The following is a 13960-nucleotide window of genomic DNA, read 5'->3' on the forward strand; positions in this document are numbered from 1 at the left end:
AATGCGGCCTACTCCACCGGCGCTGCGGCCCCGGATGCCCTTGCCGGTTCCGCTGCCATGGCCGCGTCCTTGCGCCGGTAGCGCAGCACGCCCACAGCAACCACCACCACCGCCAACGCGATGGAGAGCAACAGTGATTCGCGGGTCGATTCCACGATCACCATGCCGATAAGCAGGGCCACGATGCTGATGATTGCTGCCCAGGTGAGGTAGGGGAACAGCCACATCTTCAGCTGGAGGTCCTGTGCGGCGGCACCCATCCGGCGGCGGAGGATCAGCTGCGACACGGAGATGACCAGCCAGACGAAGAGGGCGATGGCACCGGAAGTGTTGACCAGGAACAGGAACACCGTGTCCGGTGCGATGTAGTTCAGGCCCACCGTGATGAAGCCGACCACCGTGGAAGCGAGCACGGCGGCGGCGGGAACTCCGCGCCGGGAGATCCTCGTCCAGGAGCGCGGGGCGTCACCGCGGGTGGAGAGCGAGAACAGCATGCGGCTTGCGGTGTACAGCCCGGAGTTGAGGCAGGACAGGACGGAGGTCAGGACCACGACGTCCATGATGGTGCCGGCACCGGGGATGCCGAACAGTTCGATGACCGCAACGTACGGGCTCTTGGCGACGGACGCAGAGTTCCAGGGGAGCAGGGTGACCACCACGGCGATGGAACCGATGTAGAACACCAGGATGCGCCAGACGGTTGACTTCACGGCCTTCTTGACGGCGTCCACGGGGTTTTCGGATTCGCCGGCGGCGATCGTGGCGATCTCGGCGCCGAAGAAGGAGAAGACGACCACCAGGATGCCGGCCAGGACGGCGCCCGGACCGTTGGGCATGAATCCGCCGTTGTTGAGCAGGTTGCTCAGGCCGGGGGCCGGGACGCCGGGGACCAGGCCCAGGATGGCGGCGGCGCCAAAGACCAGGAAGAGGACGATCGCGGCCACCTTGATGGAGGCGAACCAGAACTCGAACTCGCCGTAGGACTTCACCGAGCCGAGGTTGGTCAAGGTCAGCAGCACCATGAGGACCAGGGCCCAGACCCACTGGTCGATGCCCGGCACCCACCGGTGCATGATGGCCGCACCGGCGGTGGCCTCGATGCCCAGGACGATAATCCAGAACCAGGCATAGAGCCAGCCGATGCTGAACCCTGCCCAGCGGCCCAGGGCCTTGTCCGCATAGGTCGAGAAAGAGCCCGTTTCCGGGTTGGCTGCGGCCATTTCACCCAGCATGCGCATCACCAGGATAACCACGAGGCCGGCGGCTGCGTACGCGACAAGGATGCCCGGGCCGGCCTGCTGGATCGCGGCCCCCGAGCCGACGAAGAGCCCTGCACCGATCACGCCGGCTATGGCGATCATGGACAGGTGCCTGGGTTTCAGGGACTTTGAGAGTTGCTGGTCAGCATGCATGGAAGTGCCGTCCTGTTGGGAAATTGCAGAGGTTGTGCGACGTTCATTGGTGCACCGCGGCGGACCGTGTGGTGCACCACATCGTCGTTTCACCCTAGGTCCGCCATTATGCGCCTTGCTTTGTGCACTCCAACAGATCTGGTTGCGCCTAACAGGACGGCACTCCAAGCAGGAGCCATGATGGGCAAATAATGTTTCCCACCAGGCACTTTTGTAATGTGCCGGAAACCACGCGCCGGCCACCGGCGCAGGATATCCCTCCTACACGTCCCGGCGCTTCAGCAGGACGGCGGCGATCAGCACGGGGATCACCACCCAGGCGCCCAGGACCAAGGCCGCCTGCCACGTTTCGAGGGTGTCCGGCACGTGCTGGGCGGCGGTCAGCGGCTCAACCGTGTTGCCGGGCAGGTATTTCCGGGCCTCCTTGAAGAAGTCGCCGGGAATGAGCTGGAAAGCGATGGGTGCCACGAAGAAGATGCCCACCAGGCTCATGATGCCGCCGGCCGAGTTCCGAAGCAGCGTGCCCAGGGCCATGCCGATCGCGGCCACGGCTGCAACGTAGATGCTGTTGACCAGGAGCAGTTTCACGGATTCGGAACTTGCCAGGTCCAGCTTCAGTCCGTAGTTGTCCAGGATGGGAACCGCCACCAGTCCGGCCACCCAGGTGGAGAGGGCCGTGACCGCGAAGGAGACCACCATGACCACCACCAGTTTGGCAGTGAACGCAGGCAGCCTCTTGGGCACTGCCGCGAACGTGGACCGCGCCATGCCGGTGGTGAATTCCGAGCTCATCAAGAGCACGCCCAGGGACCCAAGGATCAGCTGGGCGAAGGCGATCCCCGAGGTGGGCACGCTGATCGCGAGGTCCCCGCCTTGGGAGGCCGCCCGCACGGCCGCCTGCGGATCCCGCGATGCCGCGTTGGCGAACTGGCCGGTGCCCCATGCGGACAGCGCACCAAAGCCCACCATCACAACCGCCGTGGCGGCGAGCAGGATCAGCGTTGAGAGCAGGCTCCGGAACTTGATGAGTTCCGAGTTGAGCACCCGAAAGAACGTGGGGCCCGGCAGGGACCCTCCGTGGCCGTGGCTGTGGCCTGCGGACGATGATGCCGGTTCGGGCGAAGCCGTGGATTCTGTGGTCATGGCGCTCATTATTTGCTTACCTCCGCGGCGGGCAGGGAGTGGTATTCGACGTCGTCTTTGGTCAGTTCCATGTACGCTTCCTCGAGGCTGGCCGTCAGGGGGGTGAGTTCATAGACCATGACCTGGTTTTCCAGGGCTGCCGCGGCGATTGCCTTCGGTTCGAGGCCGGTCACTTCCAGCATTTCCCGTTCCGGGACCTCGATCGAGGCGCCGCGGCCGGCCAGCAGCTGCCGCAGCCGGTCCGGCTGGTCCGTGCGGACGCGGACGCGGGCCTGGCCCTTGCCGGTAATGATGTCGCGGATGGGCGCATCGGCGATCACCCGGCCGCGGCCGATGACGATGAGGTGGTCGGCGGTCTGGGCCATCTCGCTCATGAGGTGGCTGGAGAGGAACACGGTACGTCCCTGCCCGGCGAGGTAACGGACCAGGTTCCGCACCCAGACCACGCCTTCCGGGTCCAGCCCGTTGACGGGTTCGTCCAGGATCAAGGTCTGCGGGTCGCCGAGCAACGCCGCAGCGATGCCCAGCCGCTGGCCCATGCCCAGTGAGAAGCCGCCGGCTTTCTTTCGCGCCACCGCGTCGAGGCCGGTCATCTCGATCACTTCGTGCACCCGGGATTTGGGAATACCGTGTGTGGCGGCCATGGCCAGCAGGTGGTTGTACGCGCTGCGGCTGGTATGGACCGCTTTCGCATCCAGCAGGGCGCCCACCTGCCGCAGCGGAGCCGTGTGCTTGACGTAGGGGAGGCCGTTCACTGTGACCGATCCCGATGTCGGCCGGTCCAGTCCCATGATCATGCGCATCGTGGTGGACTTTCCTGCCCCGTTCGGGCCCAGGAATCCTGTGACTTGCCCTGCCCTGACGGTGAAGCTGACACCGGCCACGGCGGTCTTCGCCCCGTACACCTTTGTCAGCCCGTTTGCCTCGATCATGAATTTTCCTTTTGACGGCAGCGCGTGGCTGCAGATGGCGTTCTGTGGGAGTTCACTCCCTACGCTAACGGGGCCACCGCCGCATTTCGCCCTGCTCAGGGATGATTCAGGGGAGAATCAGGGTTGCTCCGGACCAAAGCCTTCCCTGCTCAGGGGCGTGGGGAGTAGTACGTCAGCGCGTTGCGCCGCACTGAATAAGCGACCCGGCGCACTCCGGCCAGTGCCTCACCGTCCACGGCAAGGGCCATGGGTGCGCCGTCGGCATCAATGGTGACCGTGGAGGCCTCGCGCAGGTGCGTGATCCTGGAACTTGCCACCGTTCCGGTCAGGACGGCCCAGAGCAGCCGCACGCGGGCGAACGACTCGTCGGCGGTGATCAGCCTGACGTCCAGTACGCCGTCGTCCATGACGGGCCGGATGAGCGGCGCGTGGTCCCGGGGGTAGTAGCGGCCCCGTCCAAGGTAGGCGATCCACACCTTGTGCCGGACACCGTCGACGGAAAGAGTGATGGGGGTTCCCGCGGCGAACGTGCGGAACATGGCCACGACGCCGGCCAGCGGCTTTCCAAGCGCGGGTTGCAGGTGCTCCCGGCGACGTACGAGATTGGGATAGAGGCCCACACTGGACGTGTTGAGCATGACCAGCTCGGACACTTCGGGATGGCCCGCGAGGCCACGCTCCGCGGTCACCAGGCCGATGTCCGCCAGTGCGGCCTCACCCTTGGTCGCCGCTTCCACGGCGTCCTTGAGGTTTCCGATCCCCGCGTCCCGCGCAAAGTGGTTGAGCGTTCCCCCGGGCAGAACCAGCAGGGGCAGGGAACGGTCGACGGCGGCAGCAGCCGCGGCGCCGACGGTTCCGTCGCCGCCCCACACACCCAGGGCAAGGGTACCGGGGACGTCCGCGGTGGCGTTGATCTGCTGCACCAGGTCATCGTCCGGCTGCACGACGTTTATATGTGCCTTAGGGAATACATCTTTGAGGGCGGCGGCCGTTTCCACCTTGAAGGATCCACCCAGGGTGTTGACCACGATGCTGAGGCCTTCCCCACCGGGCAGCCCAGGAGCCTCAGTCCACGTCCGGGCCGTCTGCGGAATGGGCGGCCGGACCGGCCACCAGTGCCGGGTCACCAGGGCGGCGCCCGCACCGAGGGCCGAACCGAAGATGACGTCCGAAGGCCAGTGCGCACCGGTGTGGACCCTCGAGTAGGCCACACCAAGGGCCGCGGGCGCCAAGGCAGCGCCAAGGGCGGGCTGGACCAGGCCGGCGCCCACCGCGAAGGCGACGGCGGACGCTGAATGCCCCGAAGGCATGGAGGAACTCTGGGGCTGGGGGTGGACGAAGCGGAACACCGGGAGATTTTCCGGCTTCGGCCGGGTCCGGGGGAGCAGGGTCTTGAACACCATGTTCGTAACGGCCGAGGCGACGCCCTGGGCGATCAGCCCGTGGACGGCAGCGCGCCGGGATTTGCCGGGGAACAGCGCAAGGACGGCTGCGATACCGATCCAGAGCTTTCCCTGGTTCGCTGAGGCCGAGAGCCGTCGGAAGAACACGTCGTGGCTGCCGCCGGGAAGGTTAGAAACATGCTGGAGAAGGAATCTGTCGACGCGGCTGGGCCAACTCCGCCGGCGGTGCCTGGTGCTTTGCATGTGATCACCCTAAACCCGGGCCGCTTTAGCATTCGGTTCCACGCCCTTGCCTGCGCGGCGGCCCCGGATCCTGTCAGTGCTCCTTGGTGTCCTCCAGCCGCAGGGGCCTGGCGGCACCCGCCAGCAGCAGTGCCACGAGGATCGGTGCCATGATCGCCAGCAGCGCGGTGTGGATGCCGGTGAGGTCGCCGAGGTACCCGAGCAGCGGCGGGCCGGCCAGGAACGATATATAACCCAAAGTGGATACAACGGATACGCGTGCTGCCGAATGCCTGGGGTCGTCGGAGGCTGCTGACATCCCCATCGGGAAAGCCAGCGCTGCGCCGACGCCCCACAGTGCCGCACCGATACCGGCCAGCCAGATGTTCGGCGCCAGGACGAAAAGGCTCAGCCCGGCTGCTGCGGCCGCCATGCTGGCCCGCAGCACGGCCACCCGGCCGTACTTGTCGATCACCCGGCCGCCGAGGAAGCGCATTGCTGTCATGGCAAGGACAAAGAGGGCAAACATGAGTGCGCCCGTGGACTCCGAGGTGGCCAGGCCGTCCACGGAGGCTTTGGCGATCCAATCGTTGCCGGCCCCCTCGGTGAGGGTGGCTCCCAGGACCACGACGCCGATCAGCAACGTCCTGCTGTCCCGCCATGCCGAGGGGCCCTTGGCAGGTTCGGGTTCCCCGGGCGTGGCTGCCGTGGAAATGTGGGGGAGGAAGAAGCGCGGCGCGGTCAGGGCCACCAGCACCACCACACCGGCAATGACCATCAGGTGCAGGGGAAGGTCCACGCCCAGGCTGGACAGGCCGGCGCCAACCAGTGCGCCTACGAACGCACCACCGCTGAAGGCAGCGTGGAATTGCGGCATGACAGTCCGGCGGAGTTTGTGTTCTACGTCCGCGCCTTCGATGTTTTGCGCAACATCCCACAGGCCGATGCCGATTCCGAAGAAGAACAGCGAGACCGCGGTTCCGGGTATGGAGGTGGCCGAGAGCGCCAGGGCGATGCCGATGCCCGCGGCGGCCGCCAGCAGGCCGGCGAAGCGGACCGTGTTCGCCGTTCCGATCCGGCCTACCACCATGCCCGCTGTGGGGAGCGCCAAAAGCGACCCGACGGCCGTGCAGAGCAGCAGCGTGCCCATCTGGCCGGAGGTGATGTGCAGCGTCTGCGTGACGGCCGGGATCCGTGCAGCCCAGCTGGCGAACACCAGTCCATTAATGCCAAAGACCACGAACGTGGCCGCGGCCGCCGCTTTCAGTCCAACGTGCTGTTCGGTGCCGGCGTTGGTGCTCATACGTTCACTACTTCCACAGAGTATTGGTCGAGTTGGGCTTGTTCCCGGCCACTGAATTTCCGGTCGGTGACAATCACGTCAACCCGGTCCAGGCCGCCGATAAGGACCCTCGCGTGCGCCTGCCATTTAGCCGCCGATGCGGCAACCACCACCCGCGCCGACGCGTCCAGGCCGGCCCTCTTGACCGCGGCATCGTCCAGGTCGTGGGCCAGGAGGCCGTCAGTAAAGTCAACGGCACAGGGGGTGAGCACGGCGGTATCAAAACGCAACGACCTGATGTTGGACTCCGCCAGGGGTCCGCGGAAACAGAGCTCACCGGGCACCAGGCTCCCTCCTGGCAGCAACAGTGCAGGCCTGGAGCCTGCGGCAGTGTCCCCGCCGGCGGCCGCATTGAGTCCGGGCAGGGACATCGGCATCAAGGTCAGTTCCCGGCCGGTCACGGCACGGGCCACCTCGGTTGCCGTGCTCCCGCTGTCCAGCCACACGTGTTCGCGTTCCAGCAGCAGCCCGGCGACGGCGGCGGCGATGCGCCTCTTGGCGTCCCGGTCCTCCAGCTCCCGGAGCCCGTAGCCGGGGTGCTGCCCTTGCCCGATCAGGCTCCTGGCTCCGCCGTGGATCCGACGGAGGACGCCGTTGCCTGCCAGTGCTTCAAGGTCGCGACGGATCGTGGCCCCGGAAGCATCGCAGGCCAGCATCAGTTCTTCGACGCTCACCTCGGCCTGCCGCCGGAGGATTTCGGCAATAGTCCTGTGCCGCTCATCCGTCTTCATGATCAAATGCTATCAATTGATGATCATTTGCTCATCAGACTGCTCACCGAATTCTCAGCGGGCGCGTTCCACCCGCTGTTCGTCCCAGACCGGTTCCGCTGATTCGTACACCTTCCCGTCCGATCCGAACACCAGGAACCGGTCGAACGTCCGAGCGAACCAGCGGTCATGGGTGACGGCAAGGACCGTGCCCTCAAAGTGGTCAATGGCGCGCTCCAGCGCCTCGGCGGAGTGCAGGTCCAGGTTGTCCGTTGGCTCGTCCAACAGCAGCAGGGTGGCTCCGCTCAGCTGCAGGAGCAGGATCTGGAAACGCGCCTGCTGGCCGCCGGACAGCGACTCGTACTTTTGCTCGGACTGTCCCGCCAGGCCATAGCCGTCCAGGGCGCCGGCGGCCGCCTCCCGCCCCAGCCCCGAACGGTGTTCGTCACCGCGGTGCAGGATTTCCAGGAGCGTCTTGCCCAGGAGATCCGGCCGGACATGGGTTTGGGCAAAGAACCCGGGCCGGATCCGCGCACCGAGCTTGACGGTCCCTTCGTGCGGGACCTCGGCGATTTCCACATCGGAGACCGGCAGGTGTTCCCGCTCGGGGTCGGTGCCGCCGGTGGCGAGCAGCCGCAGGAAGTGGCTCTTGCCGGAGCCGTTGGAGCCGAGCACGCCGACCCGGTCGCCGAACCAGACCTCGGTGGAGAAGGGCTTCATCAGGCCGGTCAGTTCCAGCCGTTCGGCAACGATGGCGCGCTTGGCGGTTCGTCCGCCTTTGAGCCGCATCTGGACGTTCTGCTCGATCGGCAGTGCCTCCGGCGGACCCACTTCGAGGAACTTTGCCAGCCGGGTCTGGGCGGCGTGGTAGCGGTTGGCCATGTCAGAGCGGAACGCGGCCTTGTTCTTGTACATGTTGACGAGTTCCTTGAGCTTGATGTGCTCCTCGTCCCAGCGCTTCCGCAATTCCTCGAACCGGGCGTTCCGGTCCGCGCGGGCCTCCACGTACGATTCGAATCCACCGCCGTGGATCCATGCGGCGGCTCCGTTGATCCCCGGCTCCAGGGTGACAATGCGCCCGGCGGCGTTGTTCAGCAGCTCGCGGTCGTGGCTGATGAAGAAGACGGTCTTCCTTGACTCGTTCAGCTTCTCCTCGAGCCAGCGTTTGCCCGGCACGTCAAGGTAGTTGTCCGGCTCGTCCAAGAGGAGGAGGTCGTCCGGGCCTGCGAACAGTGCTTCCAGCACCAGGCGCTTTTGCTCGCCGCCGGAAAGGGTCGACGCCGGGCGGTGCTGTGCGCGGTCAAACGGCAGTCCCAGGGCGGCCATGCAGACCTCGTCCCAGACGGTCTCGACGTCGTAGCCTCCGGCGTCCCCCCAGTCCACGATGGCCTGTGCGTACCGCATCTGGGTGGGCTCGTCGTCGTGCTCCATCATGGCCAGCTCGGCATCATCCACCTCGCGCGCAGCGGCCGCCAAAGCCGGGGGAGCAGCGGACACCAGGAGGTCCCGGACTGTTGAACCGTCACGGACCTGCCCCACGAACTGGCGCATGATGCCCATGTTCCCGGACCGCCCGATGACGCCCTCATCCGGGACCAGGTCTCCGGCGATGATCCGGAAAAGCGTGGTCTTTCCTGTGCCGTTGGGCCCGATCAAGGCGGTCTTGGTACCGTCCGGGACCTTGAAGGTGACTCCGTTCAGGAGCTGGGTGCCGTCGGAGAGGAAGTAGTCGATGCCGGAAACGTCAATATGGGCCACGCCGTCAATCCTCCCACGGCGGAGCCTAGCCGGCGGCGGTGAGGAACTGCTTCAGCAGCGGACCCGAGGTGGTGGCGCCCAGGCCGCCGTCTTCCACGAAGACGGCCACCGCCAGGTCCCCGTGGACGGCCACGATCCACGCGTGCGTCTTGGGCGGGTTCTCGGTGCCGAACTCGGCCGTTCCGGTCTTCGCCCCTACCGGTGCCCCGGGGACGCTGGACAGGAAGCCTGCATGCCCGGAAGTAACCACGGCGCGCATCATGTCAGCCAGCGATGCCGCCTCCGCTGCCGTGATCGGTTTGTCCGACGCCGTGGACGGCGCCTCGGCCGTCGCCGTGGCAGTCGGTGCGGCGGCCGGGGCAGTGGACCCCGCGGTGGTTCCCGCAGCGGGGGCAGCGGCATCGGGGTTGAGGACAAGCTGCGCCGAAACGGGGGCGCCCTTGGCAACAGAGCCGGCCATGATCGCAGCAGCCAGGGGGGAGAGCAAAACCTTGCCCTGGCCAATCATGGAGGCCGCGTGTTCGGTGCCCTGGGCCTGCCCCGGCACGGAACCCAAGAACGCTTCCGCCCCGAGTTTCGGCGCTTCCACCGCGACGCCCATGGAGGTGGCCGCGGCTTCGAGCTGGCTCTGCGATACCGAGTCGCGCTGGGAAATGAAGGCGGTATTGCAGGAGTGCGCAAAGGCGTCCCGGAGGGTCACCGCGCCAAGGGAGGTCGCGGGGTAGCCCTCGGAGTTCTTGAAGGTGCGCCCGTCTACTGTGAGGGTGGGGGTGCACTGGACGGTGGAATCGGGATTCATGCCGTTGCGGAACATGGCCAGGGAATCCACCATCTTGAAGATCGAGCCCGGGGCGTACTGGCCCAGCATGGCCGTGTTGTAGCCGTTGCTGCCCGGGCCGGAGGCGGCGGCGAGTACGGCGCCGGTGGAGGGCCGGAGCGCCACGATGGCCGACGCCGGGCCCACACCCTCCAGGGTGGACTCAGCCAGGGTCTGGAGGCGCGGATCGAGGGTGGTCTTCAACGGCGTACCGGGCTTGGGTGCCACCTCGAAAAGGACGCGCCTGGGGTCGGTGCCGGCGGACTGGATCTGTTCGCGCGTCAGGTCGGCCCGCTGCGCCCGGATGACCACGGCATCTGATCCTCGGAGCTGTGCGTCGTACTGCTGCTGGAGCCCGCCGATGCCCGTGACATCCCCTGCGTCCAGGGCGCCTTCGGATGCATCGATCTGTTCCGCGGTGGCTTCGCCGACCGAACCGAGCACGGCGCGGGCAAACGTCCTGCTGGGAGCCAGCGGCATGGACGCGGGGATGCCGCGCGCTCCGGGGATCGCCTGGATCTGTTGATCCGAGATGGTCCTGCCTTCTTCACGCAGCGTGATGGCAGGGACAAAAGCCTGTGCACCGGCAGCCTTGACCTGTTGCGCATACGCCGCCGGGTCCACTCCCACCAGCGCGGCCAGCTTGCCGGCGGAATCGGAGGGGTCTGCGGCGCCCAGTTGCGGCTTGTCGATACCGACATTCACCACGGGACGGTAGGTGACCAAGGGTACGTCGCCGGCACCAAGGATGTCGGCACGCTGGGGGGACTGGGAGCCCTTGGTGACAATTTCACTGTCCGTCAGGCCGGGTGCCAGGAGGGCCGGGTCCCATACCGTCAGCCACTTGTCCCCTGACTTCTTGAAGTTCGCCGAGCTGGTGTACTTCCATTCGGCGTCGCCGAACTTCCAGGTATAGCTCAGCGGCGCGGACGCTTTATCGCCGTCGAGGGTGAGTCCGCCTGCCTGGACCTCGGGCTTCTGCGGATCCAGGGCAGCGAAGACCTGGTGCAGCTGGTCGTTGGCCGCGGCGGCGTCCTTGCCGTCAAAGGCCACCGAGCCAACGTCAAGCGATGAGACCGCGCCGGCCAACTGCTGGGCCGCGGCTTCGGCCCCGCTCTTACCGTCGTCGCAGGCCACCAGGGAGGTACCCAGGACGAGCGCAGCTACGGCAAGCGAAAGTTTTGTTGATTTCCCCATGCGGCCATTATCCCCCGCCCCGGCACCGTGCTGTGCCGTGCCGTCGCGGGCCAGGAGGTTGTGGCGGGTCCTGCCGGCCGGCAGGACCTAGCCGAGGGAAAGGTCCGGAACAGGCAGCCGGAAAATGTCCTTCAGGGCGTACGTAGCCGCGTGCATCCCGGGCATCCCCGTGACACCCGGGCCCGGTGGCGTTGAGGATGAGCAGAGGTAGACGCCCAGCAGAGGTGTCCGCCACGGGACGGGAGACGCCACGGGCCTTTGGACCAGGCCGCGCACGTCCATGACTCCGGCGCTGAAGTCGCCGCCAACGTAGTTGCGGTTGTACTGCGCCAGCTGCGCCGCCGTAATGGCGTGCGATTCCACCACGAGGTCCCGGAATCCCGGGGCAAACCGTTCCAGCTGCGCCATCACCTCGCCGGTCATGTCCCGCGTGGAGCCTGCGGGGACGTGGCAATACGTCCACAGTGTGTGCCGCCCGTCCGGGGCCCGTCCCGGATCAAACCGGGAGGGCTGGGCCACCAGGACATACGGCCGCTCGGGATGCCGGCCGGCGCTGACCTCGTTCTCCGAAGCCGCCAGTTCGGTCCGGGTCCCGCCCACGTGGACCGTGCCGGCGTCGGCAAGCCCGCTGGCTTGCCACGGCACCGGACCGGACAGGATGAAGTCCACCTTGCAGGAGCCGTTTCCGTACCGGAACGCCTCGAGGGCTTTTCGATAGCGGCCAGGCAGCGCATCGCCTGCCATGTCCAGCAGGCCGCGGGGCGCCACATCCAGCAGGGTGGCCCGGGTGGCCGGCAGTTGTTCCAGCCGGTCGATGGGGGTGCCGGTGTGGATGACGCCGCCGTGGGCGCGGATGTCTTCAGCGAGGGCTGCCGCGATGGAGGCGGAACCGCCGCGGGGGATGGGCCATCCGTCCGCATGTCCCAGGGCACCGAGCATGAGGCCGGCCCCGGACGCCGCCAGGGACGGTAAATGCGAGATGGCGTGGGCGGCAACCCCGCTCAGGAGGGCGGGTGCAAGATCCTCCCGGAACCGTGCGTTCCATAATCCGGTTCCCTGCTCCAGCGTCCGCAATCCGTAAACGCCCGCCATCACCGGGTTGCGGGGGATCCGCAGCAGCTGGTTTTGGGTGAAATCCATGATGTCGCCAATATGCCGGACCAGCGGTTCCATGAGCCTGCGGTAGGCAGCGCCGTCCCGGCCCAGCTCCGTCGCAGTCCGCTCCAGCGAGGTATACGCCAAAGCCGCCCGGCCGCCATCCAGCGGGGACCCGAATGACACTTCAGGGGTGATCAGGTCCACCCTCCGGGGCAGTTCGAAGGCACGGAAGAACGGGGATGCCAGCGCCATGGGATGCACCGCGGAGCAGACGTCGTGGAAGTGTCCGGGCTGCATGAGTTCGGTGGTGCGCGTGCCACCGCCGATGGTCTGGGCTGCCTCGAAGACTTCCACCGACAGCCCTGCCCTTGCCATGACGGCCGCTGCAGAGAGTCCGTTGGGACCGGAGCCTACTACCGCGACATCAGGCACGGGACCCTGCTTTCCAGGGGGTAACCGATTCCGAGGGCCGGGCGGGATCCAGCCGGAACCAGTCGGGCGCGTTCGCGAACGGCCCGCCGTGCGGATCATCAACATGGTGGCGGCGGATGGGGTCAAAGGCGGGGTCGTAGATGTCCCACACGATGCGCGCCATGAGGTACGCCACGGCGGCCATGTGAGCGGCGACGGCGAGGACGTAGTACGGCATGTCCAGGTTGTGTTGGGACGAACCGGCGCTGGTCACCTGTCCAAGGTACATCCAGATTGCGGCCCAGTGCAGGGCTTCGATCCCCTGCCAGACCAGGAAGTCGCGCCACCGTGGCCTGGCGAGGGCTAGCAGCGGGATCAGCCACACGACGTACTGGGGCGAGTAGACCTTGCTGGTGAGGATGAAGGCCGCGACGATCAGGAAAGCAAGCTGCGCCAGGCGGGGGCGGCGGGGAGCGGTCAGTGCAACGGCTGCTATGGCGGCGCACAACAGGACGAACAGTCCGGCTGACAGTGCGCTGACTCCGTCCGGTGCCAGCCCGGACCAGCCCAGCCTGCCGGCCACCAGGTTGTAGGCGAACCACGGGGAACTGTACCCGGCGCCCCGCTCCGCGCTGTACTGGAAAAAATAGGCCCAGCCGGACGGGTTGGCCGCCGCGAACGGCAGGTTGACCACCAGCCAGGTGGCGGCGGCGCTGCCGGCGGTCACCAGCAGCGGCCGCCACCGGCCGGTCCGCGCGGCAAGCAGCAGGATGGCCCCGAGGACCAGCAGCGGGTAGAGCTTGGTTGCCGTGGCCAGCCCGATCAGGATGCCGGCCGGCACCGGGCGGTTCTTGGCGAAAAAGTACATGCCCACAGCCAGCAGGCAGGCTGCCCAGAGATCCCAGTTGATGGTTCCGGCGAGGATAATCCCCGGGGCGACCGCCACCATGGCGGCATCCCAGGGACGGCGGCCGGGCATGCGGGCAACTGCCAGGACAGTGACCATGGCCACGGCCGCCAGCAGCACGGCATTGATGTCGAAGTAGGCCACAGCCCTGGCGTTGGCGTCTCCTCCGGGAACCAGCCATGCCGTCAGCCCCGCAATCAACCCGATGAGCACCGGGTATTCAAACTGGCTGCCGCCGCCGAGGATGGGGAAGACCCCTTGTGCCAGGCCGCGGTTCCGGAACAGCTCCGGGAAGTCCGAGTAGCACGTGGCGTAGAACTGGGTTGGGGTCTCCCAGCCGTTGACCCGGCAGTAGCCCTTAAGCAGGATGCCCACCAAGGCGGCCAGTGCTGCCAGGACCACCAGCACACGTTCCACGGTGAAGATCCCGGGGGAGGCAACGCCGGGATCCGCCTTGGCCCCGAGTGGCCCGCCGATCACCTCCGTGAAATTACGGAGCAGCGCATCGCTGCGGCTCGGCACCACGATACGGGGCCGTCGTCCACCCTCCGGCGGCTGGGTCTCGTGCATGGAGTCGAGCTTACAGCCGGCCCCTGCGCAAAGCGCGG

General features: G+C 67.0%; 10 protein-coding genes. All 10 read right to left on the reverse strand.

Annotation, left to right across the window (positions count from 1 at the left end; all coding sequences use genetic code 11):
* Positions 1-8: 8 nt before the first annotated feature.
* The 10 genes from AC4EEV_RS11105 to AC4EEV_RS11150 all read right to left on the reverse strand — a co-directional run bounded on the left by AC4EEV_RS11105 (position 9) and on the right by AC4EEV_RS11150 (position 13922).
* Positions 9-1412: an amino acid permease gene (locus tag AC4EEV_RS11105; protein ID WP_491328958.1), complete on the reverse strand. Its 1404-nt coding sequence runs from the start codon at positions 1410-1412 to the stop codon at positions 9-11.
* A 261-nt stretch (positions 1413-1673) separates the two neighbouring features.
* Complete coding sequence (locus tag AC4EEV_RS11110; RefSeq protein ID WP_231369906.1) at positions 1674-2564, reverse strand: ABC transporter permease; 891 nt, start codon at positions 2562-2564, stop codon at positions 1674-1676.
* A complete protein-coding gene (locus AC4EEV_RS11115) occupies positions 2564-3487 on the reverse strand; it encodes an ABC transporter ATP-binding protein (protein WP_109044837.1) in 924 nt (307 codons plus the stop codon). Before AC4EEV_RS11115 ends, AC4EEV_RS11110 begins: the two co-directional genes overlap by 1 nt.
* A gap of 149 nt (positions 3488-3636) precedes the next feature.
* On the reverse strand, positions 3637-5133 hold the full coding sequence (locus AC4EEV_RS11120) for a bifunctional phosphatase PAP2/diacylglycerol kinase family protein (RefSeq protein WP_491328959.1): 1497 nt from the start codon (positions 5131-5133) through the stop codon (positions 3637-3639).
* Between the two features lie 73 nt (positions 5134-5206).
* Positions 5207-6415 carry an MFS transporter gene (locus AC4EEV_RS11125; RefSeq protein WP_491328960.1) on the reverse strand — a complete coding sequence of 403 codons (1209 nt, stop codon included), beginning with the start codon at positions 6413-6415 and terminating at the stop codon, positions 5207-5209.
* Complete coding sequence (locus tag AC4EEV_RS11130) at positions 6412-7185, reverse strand: DeoR/GlpR family DNA-binding transcription regulator (RefSeq protein ID WP_133832412.1); 774 nt, start codon at positions 7183-7185, stop codon at positions 6412-6414. The genes AC4EEV_RS11125 and AC4EEV_RS11130 overlap by 4 nt, the downstream gene beginning before the upstream one ends.
* A gap of 54 nt (positions 7186-7239) precedes the next feature.
* On the reverse strand, positions 7240-8922 hold the full coding sequence (locus AC4EEV_RS11135; RefSeq protein ID WP_109044839.1) for an ABC-F family ATP-binding cassette domain-containing protein: 1683 nt from the start codon (positions 8920-8922) through the stop codon (positions 7240-7242).
* A gap of 25 nt (positions 8923-8947) precedes the next feature.
* The gene (locus AC4EEV_RS11140) at positions 8948-10936 is read right to left on the reverse strand and encodes a penicillin-binding transpeptidase domain-containing protein (protein WP_018762832.1); all 1989 of its coding nucleotides are present in this window, start codon (positions 10934-10936) and stop codon (positions 8948-8950) included.
* A gap of 87 nt (positions 10937-11023) precedes the next feature.
* Positions 11024-12466 carry a phytoene desaturase family protein gene (locus AC4EEV_RS11145; protein ID WP_491328961.1) on the reverse strand — a complete coding sequence of 481 codons (1443 nt, stop codon included), beginning with the start codon at positions 12464-12466 and terminating at the stop codon, positions 11024-11026.
* Positions 12459-13922: a glycosyltransferase family 87 protein gene (locus AC4EEV_RS11150; protein WP_491328962.1), complete on the reverse strand. Its 1464-nt coding sequence runs from the start codon at positions 13920-13922 to the stop codon at positions 12459-12461. Before AC4EEV_RS11150 ends, AC4EEV_RS11145 begins: the two co-directional genes overlap by 8 nt.
* Between the last annotated feature and the right edge of the window lie 38 nt (positions 13923-13960).

The organism is Pseudarthrobacter sp. MOO14 (assembly GCF_058267675.1).

Excerpts from the sequence above, each read along its gene's own strand:
- AC4EEV_RS11105 (WP_491328958.1), bottom strand. The coding sequence starts at position 1,412 with ATGCATGCTGACCAGCAACTCTCAAAGTCCCTGAAACCCAGGCACCTG.
- AC4EEV_RS11110 (WP_231369906.1), bottom strand. The coding sequence starts at position 2,564 with ATGAGCGCCATGACCACAGAATCCACGGCTTCGCCCGAACCGGCATCA.
- AC4EEV_RS11115 (WP_109044837.1), bottom strand. The coding sequence starts at position 3,487 with ATGATCGAGGCAAACGGGCTGACAAAGGTGTACGGGGCGAAGACCGCC.
- AC4EEV_RS11120 (WP_491328959.1), bottom strand. The coding sequence starts at position 5,133 with ATGCAAAGCACCAGGCACCGCCGGCGGAGTTGGCCCAGCCGCGTCGAC.
- AC4EEV_RS11125 (WP_491328960.1), bottom strand. The coding sequence starts at position 6,415 with ATGAGCACCAACGCCGGCACCGAACAGCACGTTGGACTGAAAGCGGCG.
- AC4EEV_RS11130 (WP_133832412.1), bottom strand. The coding sequence starts at position 7,185 with ATGAAGACGGATGAGCGGCACAGGACTATTGCCGAAATCCTCCGGCGG.
- AC4EEV_RS11140 (WP_018762832.1), bottom strand. The coding sequence starts at position 10,936 with ATGGGGAAATCAACAAAACTTTCGCTTGCCGTAGCTGCGCTCGTCCTG.
- AC4EEV_RS11150 (WP_491328962.1), bottom strand. The coding sequence starts at position 13,922 with ATGCACGAGACCCAGCCGCCGGAGGGTGGACGACGGCCCCGTATCGTG.